Here is a 16,255-nt window from a genome sequence, read left to right on the forward strand (position 1 = left end):
AGGATTACGGTTCTGCGATATTAAGAAAAGCTAAGCATTTATATAATAGATGCTTAGCTTTCTCAGACCGTTGCTTTCCTCTTTTCCTTCTTCTGCTACACCTCTACCTTCAGCGTCGCGGGCTGTCTGGTTACCTCAAACAGCTCGCCGTGGGGCACGATGGTAATCTGGCCGTACTCCCGCAACAACTGTCGGTATGCTTCTTCCACCGGGCGCGGGTTGCGGTCAAGGTCGTAAAGGCCACAGGCGTTGACGGTGCCGACTTTGCGCGTCAGGCCGATATCCCAGTCTACCTGGTCGATGAGGGAATACCACGTAAAGCCCAGCACCGGCACGCCTTCCTGCCGCATTCGCAGGATGTTGACCCACTGTTTCCAGAGCCAGATAGGCGCTTCTTTAGCGTCGAATACGTTGGTTTCGGTGTGCATTACGGGCTTGCGGTAGCGCCGGTAGTACTCCAGGGTGATGTTGTACCAGCCGAGCACATCCACGCTGGTGCAGATTTCGCCGTTGGGCAGAATGATCTTCTCGTTGCGGCCGTAATAGTCGTTGCCCATGATCTGGTAGCCGGGCGGCTCGCCGGCCATAAACCAGTCGTACTCCTTGCGCGTCAGGCCGTTATCGAGCAGATATGTGAGCACGTCGGCGTCGGGGTGATGGGCGTAAAGTAAGTCTAGCGACAGAAAGCGCAGCTTGTTATCCAGCTTGATTTCGGCGCACGGACTGGCCCGCAGCTCATGGATATATTCCGCCGATTCGCTTTGCACGATGATGCAGTTGGGGCGCTGCTCGGCTATTTTTTGGTTGGCCATAATGCTGGCCGCCACCAGGTGCTTCATGGCCGTCACGAAGCCTTTATCGGTGCACAGCTGCTCGTTCCACGCCCCGTCTTTGGCACTCATGCGGGCCGTGACGAAGATTTCATTGATAGGCGTGTAGTAGCGCACCCAGGGGTAGCGCTTGGCCACGGCGCCGGCAAACGCGGCGAAATGCACCGGCAGCTCGGGGTTCTGGAAGTTGCCCAGCCAGTCGGGCACACCAAAGTGCAGCAGATCCAGGATGGGCGTGATTTCCAGGCGCTGCATCTCTGCCATCACCAGGTCGGCAAATCCCCAGTCGTAGCGGCCGGGACCCTTGTGCATGCTGTAATACGGCAGGCCGTAGCGCAACACTTTCAGACCCAGGTCCTTAACGAGCTGTAAGTCTTTCTGCCAATTGTCGTAGTGCCCGCACTCGGCCAGTAAGTCGCGGCGGGTGCGCCCGTTGTCGATGGTGGGGTAGGAGCACTCGATGCCGGTGGCAAACATGAAATTGCCGGGCGCGCCGGTAGGCAAGCCGCTGCCGTCGTTGCCGCCGGCTCCACCGTATTGGTCGCCCTCGTAGCCGCCGTCGCCGAACTTTTCGGTGATGTGGGTTAAAAATCCTTTAGCCATGATAGTGAGTGCGTTGGATGGTGCTAGGAGAACGTAACTCCCCTCCTCAGATGAGGAGGGGATGTTGAAGCGAAGCTGAGACGGGGGTGGTTGAGGACGTTGTTTGGTTGCTTAGCGTGAATAAACTCCAGGCGGTCATGCACAGCGAAACATCTCGCATATTTCCTTGAATACTAACCTAGTATCAGTATGCGAGATGCTTCGCTCTGCATGATGTTCGTTTAAATAACCAAATGTCTAAACAACGACCTCAACCACCCAGCCCCCGCTGCGCGGTGGCACCCCCTCCTTTAGTAAGGAGGGGAACTTGTTGTTCAGGTGTCTCTTCTTTGCTCACTTTCCAAAAATTTGTCGGCCGTGCGCAGGCTCAGGGCCATAATGGTGAGGGCCGGATTGACGCTTAAGGCGCTGGGAAACAAAGAGTTGTCGCAGATGTACAGGTTGGGAACGTCGAAGGCGCGGCCCTCGGCGTTTACCACGGCATCGTCGCCGGAGAGACCCATGCGGGCAGTACCTATTACGTGCGCCGAGCGCGGAAACACCCAGATATCGGTGGCGCCGGCCGTTTCCCAGATGCGGCGCATAAGCTGCTCGGCGTGGCGGTTCATGCGAATTTCGTTCTCGTGGTTGGTGAAGTGCAGGCGCGGCTTGGGCAGGCCGCGGGCGTCTTTTTCCTCGGCCAGCTCCAGGAAGTTGTCTTCGTGGGGCAGGCAGTCGCCCAGAATGTTGATGCCGGCAATGTGGTTGTAGTTGCGCATGTAGTCGCGCAGTTTTGCCCCCCAGAGCTTGCGCTCCCGCACTACCTGGCCGGCAAACGTAACGGGCATCACCCCAATGCTTTGCAACAGATAACCGCCCGCGAAGTCGGCATCCGGCGGTCGGTGGGTATCCTCGGAAATTAGCCCCCCAGGAATACCTTTGTAGGGTCGGATATCTTCCGGGAAGGTGCCCCACACCTGCACGCCAACGTGCGCCATAAAGTTGCGCCCTACGTGGCCGCTACTCAGGGCCAACTCATTGAGCAGTAGCAGACGCGGCGTCTCGACCGCCCCAGCGCAGATAAACAAATGACGACACCGCTGGCGCTGGGTAATGCCGTTGTGCTCGTATACCACGCCCGTTACGCGCCCCTGCTCGTCGCGTTCAATCTCAGTGACGAAGCAATTGGGGCGAATTTCGGCCCCGTGGGCCACGGCCAGGGGCAGAAACGTGACGTCCATGCTGGCCTTGGCCCCGGTGCTGCACCCGGCCTGGCAGAAGCCGCGGTTGGTACACGCCTCGCGCCAACCTACGCCCTCCTGGTAGTAGCGCGCCGACAAGGCCGCGTTGGCCGCCGGCGACGTCTGGATGCCAAGCTGCTGACACGCCCGTTCCATGAGCTGCGCCGCCCCATTGAGCGGCAGCGGAGCCAGCGGATAGCCACGGCGGCGCTTGGGTCCCCAGGGGTAGGGCGTTGGGCCCGAAATGCCCAGGAAATGCTCCAACTCCTCGTAATACGGCTCCAGCTCCTCGTAGCCAAACGGCCAATCGACGCCCAGGCCGAAGTCGCGGTGCAGGTGCAGGTCATCGGGCTGGGCGCGGGGAGTGTAGGCGGTGTAGTGCAGAGTGGAGCCGCCCACGCCGGTGCCGGAGTTGTTTTTGCCGAAAGCCATGGGGTCTTTGCCCGCGGAAAGGCGTTCGTCGTTCCAAAAGAGAAACTCCTGCGCTTTCTCGTCGGTGGCAAAATCGGTTTTGGGATCGTGCCAGGGGCCGGCTTCCAGCGCCACCACTTTCAGCCCAGCCATAGCCAGCCGCGCCAGAAGCGGCGCACCGCCAGCTCCGGTGCCGATAACAAGGCAGTCAACCTCATCGGTGGGCAGCGGAATTTCGGCGGGCTGGGGCTCGGGCTCAAGGGCCGACTCCTGCATAAGCTGCTTTAGCAAAGGATCCTGCACTTCCTGCTTCAGCGGGTTCAACACGCCTTCTTCTATTACTTCTTCGTCGGGCATAAGGGTCTTTGAGAAATACGCCGCAGCGTGTTCAATCGTAAGTTGAGAAGGAGCAAAGAGCCACGCTTCCGGGTTGAGTTAGCCCGTTTTTACAATACTGATTTGGGTGAAATAGCTTCCGGTTCGCGGGGCTCCAGCTCGTTTAAACCCAGTCGCGTCCAGCCGGGCGCGTCGGCCATGCCCACGTACCCAATTTCTTCCTGGGCCAATGGGTGAGCATAATACAGCTCCGTTAACTCGGCCAGTATTTCTTCAAAAAACCGATCTGCGGGTACCTTTTCCCACGCCTCGCCGGGCGCTTTGCCTTCCTGCACCAGCTGGAGCACGGTGGCTTGCTCAGCTAGAGAAAGCGCCCGGAACTCCTGCTGAAACAAGACTTGAGCACTTTGATTGATGCCCCCCAGGCCCAGCCGATACGCCTCGCGGTCGGGGGGCATACTATCATAGCGCCAGCCATCACTACGGCCAGCAGCCAGGCGCTGATCTACGCCGGGGGCTAGCTCGATAGGGGCCTCAGGGCGGTCGGGTTGGGGAAAGAGGCAGGCGGCCACGGCCCGCAGCAAATCGTAGGTAGCGGGTTCCAGAAACTGGGGCTCGTAGAGTGGCGCGTCGAGGCGGGCCTGGAGAGCCGTGCGGGTGGCTTCGCTGACGAGTTCGGTAGCGAGCAAGCCACGCACGGTACCATCAGGATAGTGAGGAGAAGTCATGGGCAAAAGCAACTGATAAAGGAAGCTACGGGTAGTAAACTGTTCGGAAGCCAAAACTTCCCACTGCGCTTATCACTTTGTGCCGCCTTCCTAGTGCTTAACTGTTGAGCTAGCTGTCTGGTTGCCGTAGGACGGAGTGGGTGTCGCGCGAACTTTCAGTTCGCGCGACAGGTAAGCGACTACCAACGACGCACCAAGCTGGAGCTTAGCTCCGCTGTCCTTCGGTTGGCGTTACTGGTCGCTGGATAATTTGCCCCCCGTGACGTGCATTAAGCTGCCGGTCATGAAAGAGCCGTCCTGAGAAGCCAGTAGCACATAGGCGGGCGCCAGCTCTTCGGGCTGGCCGGGGCGCTGAAGTGCTACCTCGTAGCCAAACTTCTCAATTTCCTCAATCGGCATGGTGGCCGGAATATTAGGCGTCCAGACGGGGCCGGGCACCACACAATTCACCCGAATATTCCGCTCGCCCAGGTGAGTAGCCAACGACTTGGTGAAAGCATGAATAGCCGACTTGGTAGCGGTATAATCGATGAGCAAAGGGTTGCCGGTAAGCCCCACGATGCTGCCGGTATTGATGATGCAGTCGCCACTTTCCATATGCGGCAGGGCAGCCTGGGCCATCCAGATATAGCCGAGAATGTTGGTGTCGAAGGTGCGGCGAATCTGCTCTTCACTTATATCCTCAAACTTTTCCTGGGCCATTTGGTACGCCGCGTTATTCACTAGAATATGCAGGCCGCCCAGCTCGGCGCGGGTGCGCCGCACGGCCTGGCGGCACTGCTCCGGGTCGCGCACGTCGAGGCGGAGCAGGAGGCAGCGGCGCTGCTGCGCTTCTACCAAGCGTTTAGTTTCGGCGGCGTCGGCGTCGTTTTCGTTGTAGAGTACGGCCACGTCGGCACCTTCCATCGCGAAAGCCACGGCCACCGCCCGCCCGATACCGGAGTCGGCACCGGTGATGAGGGCAATTTTGCCCCCCAGCTTGTTTGCAGCCCGATAAGTCGCGAAGCTCATGCCGGGCTGGAGCTTCATATCGGCTTGCTTGGCGGGGTAGGGCAGCTTCTGCGCGTGCTTTTTCATGTCCTTAGCCGTGGGATGATCAATCGGCGTAGGGGCAGCGTTGGTAGGGGATGTTTTGGCGGGGGCGGAAGCTTTCTTGGTAGCCATAGCAGGACGGAGTAGTGATGAGCTACTCCTTACGCAGAATTTGGGCTAGGGTAGCCACCAAGGAGTGTAGAAACGCGTATTCGCGTCTCCATCGTCGCGGTCATTGTTTGATAAGCGCGGTTCCGTTCGCTCAACGATGGAGACGCGAATACGCGTCTCTACACAAAACCCCGCTCTGGAGTGCTCCAAAGCGGGGTTTTTTAGAAAAATCAGCTGAGCCGCTACTAATAATTCACGATGTCCTGCTTGGGCGAGGCTTCCGTGGCTTCGGCTTCCTCCAACGATGGATAGTCAATGTAGCCTTTGTCGTCGCCGCTGTAGAAGGTGGCCTGGTCGGGCGTGTTGAGGGCGGCGCCTTGCTCGTAGCGCTCCACCAAGTCGGGGTTAGCAATGAACGGCACACCGAAGGCAATGAGGTCGGCTTCGTTGTTTTCCAGAGCAGCTTCGGCTGTTTCTTGGGTGTAGCCGCCATTCAGGATGAATGGACCATCGAATATCTCGCGCAGGTAGGGGCCTACCGGCTCCTGGCCTGGCTTGGCCGCCATGGAGTGGCCGGGCAGGGCCTCAATAACGTGCAGATAAGCCAGGCCCAGCTTATTCAGCTGCTCGGTTACGTAGCTGAACGTACCCAGACGGTCGACGTCAGAAATGCCCCCCACGTTGCCGGTCGGTGACAACCGAATGCCCACGCGGTCGGCCCCGAATACCTCGGCGGCGGCTTCTACTACTTCCAGCACGAAACGGGCGCGGTTTTCCGCGCTGCCCCCGTACTCATCGGTGCGCTGGTTGGTGCCGTCCTGGATAAACTGGTCGAGCAGGTAGCCGTTAGCCCCATGAATCTCCACGCCGTCGAAGCCAGCGTCTTTCGCGTTTTGCGCGGCTTGGCGGAAGTCATTGACTACGCCGGCAATCTCGCTCGACTCCAGGGCGCGCGGGGCTGGAATTTCTTCCATGCCATTGGCCGTGTAGGCCATTACGTCGGTGGGCTTCACTGCCGATGGAGCCACGGGCAGCTCGCCGTTGTGGAAGAAAGGGTGCGAAATGCGGCCTACGTGCCACAATTGAATAAAAATTCGCCCCCCGGCGGCGTGTACCGCGTCGGTTACTTTCTTCCAGCCGGCTACCTGCGCCGCAGAGTGAATGCCCGGTGTGAACACGTAGCCCACACCCTGGGGCGACACCTGGGAGCCTTCGGTAATAATAAGGCCCGCGGAGGCCCGCTGCCGGTAATATTCGGCCGTAGAGGCGGTGGGCACGTTGCCGTCGTTGTTGGCGCGGCTCCGCGTCATGGGGGCCATTATGAGGTGGTTGGGTAAGGACAGAGCGCCTAATTGGAAGGGCGTGAAAAGCTGTTTGGTTGAGGATGACATGAAAGTGGGTAATGATTGAGTAAAAAAAAAGAAAGCAAATGTGATGCTTAGCCACCAGGCGCGTCTTGCCAAACCACTTGGTAAGAGAGAATGTTAAGCCTGACTTCTCGGTTGCTGGGGCGCGTGCACCTCAGTTCCCGCATATCATTGGGGCTTGCAAAGGTCTCGTCAATAGGATACATTTGTCAAGTAGGTACCGTAAAGTAATGCAGGTACCTTTTTGAAACTATTGATGATAGTCAATAATTTAAAATGATGGTAAAGCCGAAGAATTCGCCGATATGTCCGATTACGGCCGCGCTCGACGTGCTGGGGGGCAAATGGAAAGTGTTTATTCTCTCGTACCTGGCTGAGCACGGCACTCTGCGCTTTGGCGAGCTGAAGCGGCTCATTCCGAAAGTGACGCAGAAAATGCTGGCCCAGCAGCTCAAGGAACTGGAAGAAGCCGGCCTCGTGAACCGGCGCGTGTATGCCCAGGTGCCGCCCAAAGTAGAATACCGCCTCACCGCCCACGGCCAGACGCTCTGCCCCGTGCTGCGTTCCTTGCGCGAGTGGGGCTACCTGCATCGCGAGAAGTTGGGCGCGGAAGAGGTTACTTGCCCGGAAGTATCCGCCGAAAAGTTGATTGCGGTTGAGTAAACTGCCTCAAGTTGCGGACTATGGAGCTAGAACTAGTTCCCCTCCTCATCTGAGGAGGGGAACTAGTTCTAGCTCCATAGTCCGCAACTTGAGGTAAAATACAAACCACGATGGAGCCGTAGGGCGCTGGGGGGCATTTTGGCCATTGCGGGGCAAAGTTGCGTAGGTAGGCTACACGTCTCAACGCCCGCCTATGCTCCTGCCACCCCCTTCCGTCGCTGCCGCGCCCACCTTCGTTTGTCTGCACTACTGGGCGGGCTCGGGGCGGGAGTGGGCCGCCGTAGCCGCCGAGCTAGCGCCCGAGTATACCTGCCTCACGCCTGACTTGGGCGGTTTTGGAGAAGCGCCCGCGCCGGCGAGCGGTTATTCCGTAGCCGCCTACGCTGAGTCTGTAGCCAACTACATTGCGGAGCAGAAGCTGAGTAACTATATACTGGTTGGGCATAGCATGGGAGGCAAAATTGCCCTGGCCCTGGCTGCTCGGCAGCCCGCCGGCCTGCTCGGCATCGTCCTGCTTTCGCCCTCACCGCCTTCCCCGGAGCCCATGACAGATGAGGAGCGCACCGCGTCCTTACACGCCTACGGCAACCCCGAGGCCGCCGCCCGCACGCTGGCCCGCATTACGGCTCGTCCGTTGTCAGAGACTATGCAGGCGCAGGTCATCGAGGATAATCTGCGGACGACTCGCGCGGCCTGGGAGGCGTGGCTGCTGCATGGCAGCCGCGAGAATATCCTGGCCCTGATGCCCCTGCTACACGTGCCGGCCGTGGTGCTCGCCGGCGACGCCGATGCCGTGATGTCGCCCTCCTTACATGGCCTGGAAACCCTACCCCATTTGCCCCCCGATACACCTCTGGAGATTATCGGTGGTGCCGGACACCTGCTGCCGCTGGAAGCACCGCGGGAAGTAGCCGCGCTGCTACGGGAGTTTGTAGCCATAGGGGCGCGTGGTACGCGCCCGTCGTTGTTTGATTGAACGACCGACGGGTGGTACTTGCGGATAAAGACCTTCTTAAGCACCTAAACAACGACGGGCGCGTACCACGCACCCCTACGGCCGCAGTGCCATCGCCGCTTTTACCCGTGGGTGCTGCTCATCGGGCTTGCGCAGGAAAATCAGCTCGTTCAGCTCACCCTTGCGCCAGGTTTCGATCATATCATCGTAGTGCGCCGAGCCGGGGTTGCCGCTCTGCCCACCCGGAAATACGCCGTAGGCCCGCACCTGCGGCCCCAGGGCCACCACCATGCGCCAGGAGGGTCCGTTGCGCTCCGAAATAGCGTTTACGATGGCCGCCCCGCCGCCCACATCTAGGTCCAGGCGGCCGAAGCCCTTGAGCTGGGCCAAGTGCAGAATGTCGGTGCTTTTCTGGTTGGCCCAGCGCCATTTCGGTCCCCGGGGGCCAAATTTGCGGGTCAGCGAATCGGTGGCAAACCGCAAGGAAGCCTGCACCAGCTCGGGCAGGGTTTCGCGCCGGGGCGTGCGCCGGTCGTCGATCCAGCGGCTGGTGTCTTGAGTTAATAGCAGGTTATTGGTCCGGTCGCGGGGCGGGTAGCGCATTTCCAGGCCGGTAGCGGCGGTGCCAAAATCATCATCCCAGAGACACTTTACCAAATTGCCGTACCAGAGCTCAAACACGCTGGGCGCGATGGCCCCGGCGTCGTAGAAATAATTCCAGCGCCGCATGGTGTCGTAGGTGCGGCGCTGGGCGGCCGATAGCTGCTGCGGCTGCACCAAAGCCAGCATTCGCGGCAGCATCAGCTGGGCATTCAGATTAAGATTGTCGAGCTGCAAGAGGCGCAAACTGTCGGCCGTGGCGCCCTGCATGACGGACAGGCGCTCGTTGATGCGGTGGCCACGCTCCCAGGTCGCAAACGACCAGCCCAGATAATACGGATAGTCCGGGCCGGCCGGAAACTGGTTGGCCGAGCTGACAAAGCCCCGCGCCGGGTTGCGGATGTGCGGATTGTGAGCGGCCGGAATCCAGCCCTGCCAGTCGTGGGCGGCATTGGTGCCATCCAAAATAAACTTGCCCTGATTGGCCCATTTCAGCGGAAACTTCCCGTTGGGCCAGATGGCTACCTCGTTTTGGGCGCTGGCGAAGATGAAGTTCTGGGCCGGGGAGGCGTAGTATTGGAGGGCGGCGGTATAGTCCGCGTAATTCTGGGCCCGGTTCAGGCCGTAAAAAGCCCGCACCTCGTTGCCGCCCTCGTGGGCCGTCCAGCGCAGGGCGTGGCGGATGGGCGTCTGCTTGTTGAAAACTTTCTCGTCGTGGTCGTACACCACGGGGCCGTGGTGAGTGTAGAGCACCGTATCGAGGCGGTCGGGGCGGCCGCGCACCCGGATGCGCTCTACCACCCGCCGTACCGGCTTCCAGCGGCCGTCGTGCCAGTACTCGCGCCGGGTGTTGTCCTTGAATTTGAGCTGATACCAGTCCAGTACGTCGGCCCCCACGTTGGTCACGCCCCAGGCCACCTGCCCATTAAAGCCAATAATAACCAGGGGCGAGCCCGGAATGGTAACCCCGTACACGTTCACGCCGGGGGCCATCAGCTGAATCTGATACCAGATGCTGGGCAGATTCAGCTGCAAATGCGGGTCATTGGCCAGCAGCGGAAAACCCGAGGCCGACTTAGCGCCGCTGACTGCGAAGTTATTGGAGCCCAGATCCGCGTCGGGCTCCCGCGCCGGCACTTTCTCCGACAACGCCGCCGCGAATGTAGGCGGCGTGGCCGGCACCGGCACAGGCTGGAAATCCTGGGGCGTACCGACGGGCACGATGGGGTCTTCGCGGGTCGGATAGTTGGGAAAAAGGTCGTTTACGATACCGGGGCCGTATTTATTCAAGGCGTTGGACAGGCGCAGATCATCGGAGCGGCCGCTCAGGTCCCAGGCCATGAGCTTGAGCAGTAAGGCGCATTTCAGCGGCTGCCAGGGTTCAGGTTTGTAATCCAGCAGCTTGTACTCGAAGGGAAGCGTCTTGTCCGACAAGCTGTTGATATAGGCATTTACGCCCGCCGAATAGGCCTCCAGCACCGTGCGCGTGGTGGCGTCGGTCATCATCACTTCCAACGACTTCCGGGCCCCAAATGGCAAGCCCATGCGCCGCTGAAACCGGTCGTATTCCAACGCTCTCTCGCCTACGATTTCCGAGATGCGGCCGGCCGCGACGTGGGTTTGAAACTCCATCTGCCAGAGCCGGTCGCGGGCCGTAAGGTAGCCTTGGGCGAAGTACAGGTCGTGGTCGTTTTGGGCAAAAACGTGGGGCACGCGCTTATCATCGAAGCGCACCTGTACGGGCGCCTGCAGGCCGGCTAAGGTCAGCTCCTGCTGAGCTGGTTTATCTGTCGCGGCCTCGGCATTTTGCCAAAAGCCCCTGAACGGGCTCAAAAACCTGCCGAAAGGGGGCGCGTCGCCCAGCTTGGTGTTCAGCACCCAGGTAAGCATGATACTGATTAGCAGAGTCAGCAGGGCTTTTATCCAGGCCATAAAGCAATAATAGAAGTTGGTGAAAAAAGCCCCCCGGCGGGTAGACGGCGGCCACCAAGGTAGGGCGGCGTGCCAAGATAACAACGTCGGCTGCGCGCCGGCCACGGTATGCGCCGAAGATTTGCCCCCCAGCCAACACCAGGAAGCCCGACCCAACCGCAAAAACGGTTGGGTCGGGCTTCCTGACTTCAATTCTTAAGAGTAGTTAAAATAAAGGTTAGTGGCCAGCGGCTAACAGGGGTGCGGTTGGTTTTACGGGCACCTGAATCTGACGAACCAGCCCCGCGATGCCGCGCTGCTGTAGCTGACGGCGTACGGTGTCGGCGGCTTTCCAACTCGCAAACTGCCCGACTACCACGCGGTTGAGTGGCTTGCCGTCAATACTTTCGGGCGTCATCGAGACGGGGAGCTGGCTGTTAATAGCCCGGATTTTGGTGAGCTGATTCTGAGCATTCAGGGCGCTGCTGAAGGTGCCGGTCTGGACCACGAAAGCAGGCGTGGAGGCGGGAAGCGTAGCTGGCACGGCCGTTTTGGTGGTAGCTACCTCAGACATCTCGGGGTCAATGGTGTCGTTGAGCATCTCCGCTAGGTCATCGGGAGCATCCGTGGGGCCCAGGGGCGTCGTTTCGGGCACTATCTCGGCAATAACCGAAACGGCTCCTTGCTGGACGATGCCCAGGGGCCGGGCCGCTATTTCGGCTAGGTCGAGAATGCGCTGGTGGCGGAACGGGCCGCGGTCGGTAACACGCACGACGACCGATTTACCATTTTGGGGGTTAGTTACGCGCAGGCGGGTGTTGAAGGGCAGCGTCTTGTGGGCGGCCGTGTATTTATTGCGGTCAAACCGCTCGCCGCTGCTGGTACGCAGGCCTTGGTGCTGAATGCCGTACCACGAGGCCCGGCCCCGCAGCACGACGGCTTTCTTGCGGGTGGCAGCTACGGGAGCCTTATCGTTGTCGCGGAGCCGGGTGGCAAACGCGGTTTGGGGGAAGGCGAATGGCAAGGTCAGGAGCAGAGCAAACAGCCAACCGGCAAGAGGTAATCGGGAGGATCGAATCACGCTTTTAGACAATTGGTAAACAGCCAAAACTAGAGCGTCACTTTTTAGAGGAGATCAAGCCTCACGGGTGCTAGCTGTTACCAAGTATAATAAATTATATTTTTTGAATAAAACTTGTACAAAAATAATTTGTACTTCCGCTAGTAAAATGGCCTTTTGTGTTTCAGAAAGATGCTCTTAGTATTATTAAAAGAAGGCTCGTAGGGGCCAAAAAGAATGATATTATTTGATTGGTACAAAATTTTGTCATTGCCCCAAGACCTTGGCCAAAGCGGGGTTGCAAAAGTCATTAAATTTTGTTATTGAGATAACCTGCCTCCTGCGGGGAGATTTGCCGTACTTTGCCCTATGGATTTTGGCCGCCTTTCCGACCTGCGCGGCGTGGATTTCACGCTTCCTCCCGACCACCCCGAAACGGCCAATCTGCTGGCTCGTGCCCAGGCTACCGGGCCGCCCCAGCCCGCCATCTATGTGGGCTGCCCCATCTGGACCAATAAGGCTTGGCTGGGCTCTTATTTTCCGGCTGGCATTAAGGACGCCGACTACCTGCACCACTACGCCCGGCAGTTCAACAGTATCGAGCTGAACACCACCCACTACCGCATTCCCGACGCGCCCACCGTGCGCAAGTGGCGCGAGGCCGTGCCGCCGGGCTTCAAGTTCTGCCCCAAAATGCCCCAGAGCATCACCCACGAGCGGGAGCTATACAACGCTGACGAACTGACAACCGCCTTTTGCCGGGCTATCAGCGGACTTGAAGAATATTTAGGGATGGCCTTTCTACAATTGCCCCCCACGTTTGGGCCGGAGCATTTGCGCCGCCTGGAGCGCTACCTGCTGGACTTTCCTGCTTACGTGCCGCTGGCGGTGGAGCTGCGCCATCCGCGGTGGTTTGCTGATACCGGTCTGCGCGACACCGTATTTGCCTTGCTGGAAGCGCTGAACAAGACGCTGGTAATAACCGACGTGGCCGGCCGCCGCGACGTGCTCCATCAGCGCCTGACGACGCCCGTGGCCTTCATTCGCTTCAACGGCCACTGTCTCGGTAACAGCGACTACCGTCGCGCCGATGCCTGGGCCGAGCGCCTGGCCAGCTGGCTGAGCGCTAGTTTGCACACGGCCTATGTCTTTATTCACCAGAAGGATATCATGCACTCGCCGCTCTGGACGCAGTATTTTCTGGAGAAGCTGCGCACCTTGACGGGGCTCGAAATTGCCCCCCCGAAGGTTATTGTGCAGCCCGTGCAAGGGAGCTTGTTTTAAGCGTGGTTCAACGAAAGCCTCACCCCCCAGCCCCCTCTCCAGGGGGGAGAGGGGGAGCCAGGCGCTCGGCCTGCGCCGCACCTTCGGCTCGCGCCTCAGACACGCTACCTATAGTCGTGGTTTTTTTGCTTTTAATGGCTTTAAAGGTAGCGGTTGCAGCGGCGGCAGCCGACGTGGCCGCGGATAACCAGTCGTCTGGCTCTCCCCTCCCCCTAGGCTCTGCGCCTGAAGCAGACTGGGGGGCGAGGGGGGAGGCCCCTACCGCGTGAACGCCCCCAGCGAAGCCCCCGAAATCGTGGCCTTGGCACTGTCGGCGAACTGATAGTGGAGCTGGGGAATAGCCACGTTTTCCAGAATCAGCTGACTTTTGTGCCGGATTCCCAGGTTGGCGGCTGTGATGTGGTTGGTGGCCAGCAGGTGGAGAGTGGAACTGCTGCCAGGGCTCAGGCCGGCCACCGCCCGCAGCCGCCCAAGCGTATTGTCGGTGAGCTTTAGCAGGCTGGCGTTGTCCTGGCGCACCCACAGACTGTCCTGCGTAAATCCCGAGACCGTCACGCCGAAATTTGGAAAAGAGCCTAGGTCTTTGTCGATAGTCTGCTTGCCCTTAACCGAGTACACGGCATTGGTTGTCAGGGACGTTAGCCGCGGGCAGCTGATCATGACAGCGTAGGAGTTACCCGTAAAATCCTTGTCCTCGGCGAAGGCTACGTCCAGGCGCAGGCGTTGGCCAGTTTGCTTCACCTGTACGTACTCAGCAGCTTTTTTGTGTACCCACACCGCGTACGGGCCCGCCATAACTTTCACGTTCAGAATACTAGCCGGATTTATTTCCAGCGCATTAAAATCTTTTAGGTTCAGGGCGGTAAAATTCTTGTATGGGTCTTTATAAGTGCCTTTGCGGTACTCTGTTTTCAAAGCCATATTATAAGCCGCGAGCGAGGTAAGCAGAAACAGCAGAGCTGTCAGGAGTAATTTATTGCTAGTTTTCATGACTTAGTTTTCGGTGGGTGCGTAATGCTCGCTTTTAAATTGTTCGTAGCGGCGTTGCAATTCATCCAGACTTATATCCAGCAGAAAAACGTTACGGAAAAAATCCGGTAAATCCTGCTGCAAAAACCGCTCTTTGCGGTGGTGCTTAACTTTATTAACGGCATCGGCTGTTACAAAAAAACCGATGCCACGCTTATTATAAACCACTTCCTGGTTTTGCAAAAATTCGTAGGTGCGCATAACCGTATTTGGATTTACCTGAAGCTCGCTGGCTAAGTCGCGCACCGAGGGGATTTTATGGTCGGTGGACCACTTGCCCAGCAGGATATTCTCGCTCACGTAGCTGGCAATTTGCAGGTAGATGGCTTCATTTTCTCTGAATTCCATAGTCAGTCCTCCCTGCTTAAAGTTGCTTTTCCCTGATCCGGGCGTAGGCTGTTGCCCAAAAAAGCAAGGCTAATACGATGGGTACCAAAACAATGAGTCGCTGCTGCTGCTCCGGCAATTCCAGTGAATAATATTCTTTATCAACCTGGAAGCCCACATTCGTGAAAGGCGTCGCCACATGTAAATCCTGCTGGAAAATGGCTTCCAGAACCTGAAAATTCAGCGTAGTAAGCAGTCCTGCGAGCACCAAAAACACGAAGGCCGTTTTAATGAATTGCGTTTTGGTGAAGAAAATTGCCCCCCAGATGGCTACTGCGTGCAAAAAAGCATAAATAATGTAAGCACCATATACTTCCTGCTCGGCTGAGAAAACATTGAGTATCTCCTTCTCCTGACTATGCCATTCGTCGAGGTTTACAATCAGGGTGATTACCACATAAAAGCTGGCCGTAAAAACCACCGAAAAGATTAAAAAAGAATACAGCCATCCCACCAAATATTTTTCAAAGTGAGACGCCGGCAAGCTAAGCGCTGCTACTGCCTGATTTTTATTGCCCAGATTAGAAAAAATAGAACTCGTGAAAATAAAGCCTGAGCCTAATAAAAATAGGATAAAGAATATAGCTTGTTGTTGCGATACGATGGGCGAGCCGGATAAATAAGCAATAAAGCCCATTACCAGCGTCATACTTCCAATTAATACTCCAGTTGATAACGCATACTGCTTGAAATTTTCGACCGAGTGTTTTTTAAATAGTTGGCCAAAGCGACGAAAATTAAAATGATTTTTCATATTCCGGCTGATTTAAATGCTGAAGAACACTTGACTTATTGCTAATGAGCGCATTGAACAGCAGCTCCAGATCGACCCGGCTATAGCGCCCATCAGTATTGGGCAGAATGACCTGTTGGCCGCGCACGGAGTTCTCGGCATACAGCACGTCGAGCCCGTCGGTGGTAGAATGAGTAGTGAAGGTGAGCCGTTCGGCCACCTGGTCCAGCCCCTGATTCAGCACGATTTTGCGGTCGTGGAGCACGACTACCGTATCGATGAGGCTATCGAGGTCGCGCACTTGGTGGGTGGAGATGATCATGCAGCGCTCCTCGGTGAGGGCGGAGGCCATAATCTTGCGGAACTGTACTTTGGAGGGGATGTCGAGGCCGTTGGTGGGCTCATCCATCACGAACAGGCCGGTGTTGGTGGCCAGGCCAAAGGCGATCATGAACTTCTTTTGCTGCCCGAAGGAAAGCCGGTCCAGAATTGCCCCCCAGGGTACCTCAAACTCCCGCAGATACCGGTGCAGCTCGGCCTGCTGAAACTGGGGATAAAAGCCGGCCGTGTGCTTCACGAACTGCTCGGCGGTAAGTGCCGGCACATATATTTCTTCGGGCAGGAAGTACAGGTCTTCAAGCACCGATGGGAGCCTTTTGGCCGCAGGCTGGCCGTTGATTTGGCAAGTGCCCGCTTGCGGGAAGGCCAGGCCAATCATGTTTTTGAGCAGGGTAGACTTGCCCGCGCCGTTCTTGCCCAGTAAGCCATAAATATGCCCCCTGGTTAAGGACAAGTTGAGGTTTTCAAAGAGCAGGTATTTTTTGGAGTACCCAAAACTCATGTTGTGTACGTGCACCATCGGTTAATTGTCTTAGTGTATTACTTAACTAGTACACTACAAATGTAAACAAGTATCTGTCCTTTCAAATACTTTCTCACTGTTTATTTTCAGGAGGTCTGGGGGGCAAATTTTGCCCCCCAGACCTCCGTTGTTG

At 57.8% G+C, this 16,255-nt stretch carries 15 protein-coding genes; 4 read left to right on the forward strand and 11 right to left on the reverse strand.

Annotated elements, in window-relative coordinates; translation table 11 throughout:
• Positions 1-95: 95 nt before the first annotated feature.
• From B9A24_RS03485 to B9A24_RS03505, 5 genes are all read right to left on the reverse strand, one after another.
• The gene (locus B9A24_RS03485) at positions 96-1,436 is read right to left on the reverse strand and encodes a family 1 glycosylhydrolase (protein ID WP_200813858.1); all 1,341 of its coding nucleotides are present in this window, start codon (positions 1,434-1,436) and stop codon (positions 96-98) included.
• A 311-nt stretch (positions 1,437-1,747) separates the two neighbouring features.
• Positions 1,748-3,421 carry a GMC family oxidoreductase gene (locus B9A24_RS03490; protein WP_084443786.1) on the reverse strand — a complete coding sequence of 558 codons (1,674 nt, stop codon included), beginning with the start codon at positions 3,419-3,421 and terminating at the stop codon, positions 1,748-1,750.
• 89 nt (positions 3,422-3,510) lie between these two features.
• Positions 3,511-4,128 carry a gluconate 2-dehydrogenase subunit 3 family protein gene (locus tag B9A24_RS03495; protein ID WP_084443787.1) on the reverse strand — a complete coding sequence of 206 codons (618 nt, stop codon included), beginning with the start codon at positions 4,126-4,128 and terminating at the stop codon, positions 3,511-3,513.
• A gap of 231 nt (positions 4,129-4,359) precedes the next feature.
• Positions 4,360-5,292: an SDR family oxidoreductase gene (locus B9A24_RS03500; RefSeq protein WP_084443788.1), complete on the reverse strand. Its 933-nt coding sequence runs from the start codon at positions 5,290-5,292 to the stop codon at positions 4,360-4,362.
• Between the two features lie 224 nt (positions 5,293-5,516).
• Entirely contained in the window at positions 5,517-6,662 is a 1,146-nt protein-coding gene (locus tag B9A24_RS03505; protein ID WP_084443789.1) for an alkene reductase, read from the reverse strand.
• Positions 6,663-6,914: 252 nt separating this feature from the next.
• On the opposite strand from B9A24_RS03505, the gene B9A24_RS03510 reads away from it, so the two are divergent.
• Together B9A24_RS03510 and B9A24_RS03515 are read left to right on the forward strand one after the other, a co-directional pair.
• A complete protein-coding gene (locus B9A24_RS03510; protein ID WP_200813857.1) occupies positions 6,915-7,301 on the forward strand; it encodes a winged helix-turn-helix transcriptional regulator in 387 nt (128 codons plus the stop codon).
• A 193-nt stretch (positions 7,302-7,494) separates the two neighbouring features.
• Complete coding sequence (locus tag B9A24_RS03515; protein ID WP_084443790.1) at positions 7,495-8,277, forward strand: alpha/beta fold hydrolase; 783 nt, start codon at positions 7,495-7,497, stop codon at positions 8,275-8,277.
• 75 nt (positions 8,278-8,352) lie between these two features.
• Here the strand turns inward: B9A24_RS03515 and B9A24_RS03520 are convergent, their stop codons facing one another.
• A complete protein-coding gene (locus B9A24_RS03520; RefSeq protein ID WP_084443791.1) occupies positions 8,353-10,788 on the reverse strand; it encodes a penicillin acylase family protein in 2,436 nt (811 codons plus the stop codon).
• A 19-nt stretch (positions 10,789-10,807) separates the two neighbouring features.
• Between B9A24_RS03520 and B9A24_RS21485 the strand changes: the two genes are divergently transcribed.
• The gene (locus B9A24_RS21485) at positions 10,808-10,987 is read left to right on the forward strand and encodes a hypothetical protein (protein ID WP_143434739.1); all 180 of its coding nucleotides are present in this window, start codon (positions 10,808-10,810) and stop codon (positions 10,985-10,987) included.
• Positions 10,988-11,005: 18 nt separating this feature from the next.
• On the opposite strand, the gene B9A24_RS03525 is transcribed toward B9A24_RS21485, so the two are convergent.
• A complete protein-coding gene (locus B9A24_RS03525; RefSeq protein WP_143434740.1) occupies positions 11,006-11,848 on the reverse strand; it encodes a septal ring lytic transglycosylase RlpA family protein in 843 nt (280 codons plus the stop codon).
• 348 nt (positions 11,849-12,196) lie between these two features.
• On the opposite strand from B9A24_RS03525, the gene B9A24_RS03530 reads away from it, so the two are divergent.
• Positions 12,197-13,111: a DUF72 domain-containing protein gene (locus tag B9A24_RS03530; RefSeq protein ID WP_084443793.1), complete on the forward strand. Its 915-nt coding sequence runs from the start codon at positions 12,197-12,199 to the stop codon at positions 13,109-13,111.
• A 258-nt stretch (positions 13,112-13,369) separates the two neighbouring features.
• Here the strand turns inward: B9A24_RS03530 and B9A24_RS03535 are convergent, their stop codons facing one another.
• Genes B9A24_RS03535 through B9A24_RS03550 form a run of 4 tightly spaced genes read right to left on the reverse strand, consistent with a single transcriptional unit; the run spans position 13,370 to position 16,119 of the window.
• Positions 13,370-14,101, reverse strand: a complete 732-nt coding sequence (locus B9A24_RS03535; RefSeq protein ID WP_084443794.1) for a hypothetical protein — start codon at positions 14,099-14,101, stop codon at positions 13,370-13,372.
• A 3-nt stretch (positions 14,102-14,104) separates the two neighbouring features.
• Complete coding sequence (locus tag B9A24_RS03540; protein WP_084443795.1) at positions 14,105-14,488, reverse strand: GntR family transcriptional regulator; 384 nt, start codon at positions 14,486-14,488, stop codon at positions 14,105-14,107.
• Positions 14,489-14,504: 16 nt separating this feature from the next.
• On the reverse strand, positions 14,505-15,281 hold the full coding sequence (locus B9A24_RS03545) for a hypothetical protein (protein ID WP_143434741.1): 777 nt from the start codon (positions 15,279-15,281) through the stop codon (positions 14,505-14,507).
• A complete protein-coding gene (locus B9A24_RS03550) occupies positions 15,265-16,119 on the reverse strand; it encodes an ABC transporter ATP-binding protein (RefSeq protein ID WP_084443797.1) in 855 nt (284 codons plus the stop codon). The genes B9A24_RS03545 and B9A24_RS03550 overlap by 17 nt, the downstream gene beginning before the upstream one ends.
• Positions 16,120-16,255 lie beyond the last annotated feature (136 nt).

Origin of the sequence: Hymenobacter roseosalivarius DSM 11622 (genome assembly GCF_900176135.1) — a bacterium.
GTDB lineage: Bacteria > Bacteroidota > Bacteroidia > Cytophagales > Hymenobacteraceae > Hymenobacter > Hymenobacter roseosalivarius.

Bases quoted from the DNA above. Each gene is read 5' to 3' on its own strand.
- B9A24_RS03490 (WP_084443786.1), bottom strand. From the start codon at position 3,421: ATGCCCGACGAAGAAGTAATAGAAGAAGGCGTGTTGAACCCGCTGAAG.
- B9A24_RS03495 (WP_084443787.1), bottom strand. From the start codon at position 4,128: ATGACTTCTCCTCACTATCCTGATGGTACCGTGCGTGGCTTGCTCGCT.
- B9A24_RS03500 (WP_084443788.1), bottom strand. From the start codon at position 5,292: ATGGCTACCAAGAAAGCTTCCGCCCCCGCCAAAACATCCCCTACCAAC.
- B9A24_RS03505 (WP_084443789.1), bottom strand. From the start codon at position 6,662: ATGTCATCCTCAACCAAACAGCTTTTCACGCCCTTCCAATTAGGCGCT.
- B9A24_RS03510 (WP_200813857.1), top strand. From the start codon at position 6,915: ATGATGGTAAAGCCGAAGAATTCGCCGATATGTCCGATTACGGCCGCG.
- B9A24_RS03515 (WP_084443790.1), top strand. From the start codon at position 7,495: ATGCTCCTGCCACCCCCTTCCGTCGCTGCCGCGCCCACCTTCGTTTGT.
- B9A24_RS03520 (WP_084443791.1), bottom strand. From the start codon at position 10,788: ATGGCCTGGATAAAAGCCCTGCTGACTCTGCTAATCAGTATCATGCTT.
- B9A24_RS03530 (WP_084443793.1), top strand. From the start codon at position 12,197: ATGGATTTTGGCCGCCTTTCCGACCTGCGCGGCGTGGATTTCACGCTT.
- B9A24_RS03535 (WP_084443794.1), bottom strand. From the start codon at position 14,101: ATGAAAACTAGCAATAAATTACTCCTGACAGCTCTGCTGTTTCTGCTT.
- B9A24_RS03540 (WP_084443795.1), bottom strand. From the start codon at position 14,488: ATGGAATTCAGAGAAAATGAAGCCATCTACCTGCAAATTGCCAGCTAC.
- B9A24_RS03545 (WP_143434741.1), bottom strand. From the start codon at position 15,281: ATGAAAAATCATTTTAATTTTCGTCGCTTTGGCCAACTATTTAAAAAA.
- B9A24_RS03550 (WP_084443797.1), bottom strand. From the start codon at position 16,119: ATGGTGCACGTACACAACATGAGTTTTGGGTACTCCAAAAAATACCTG.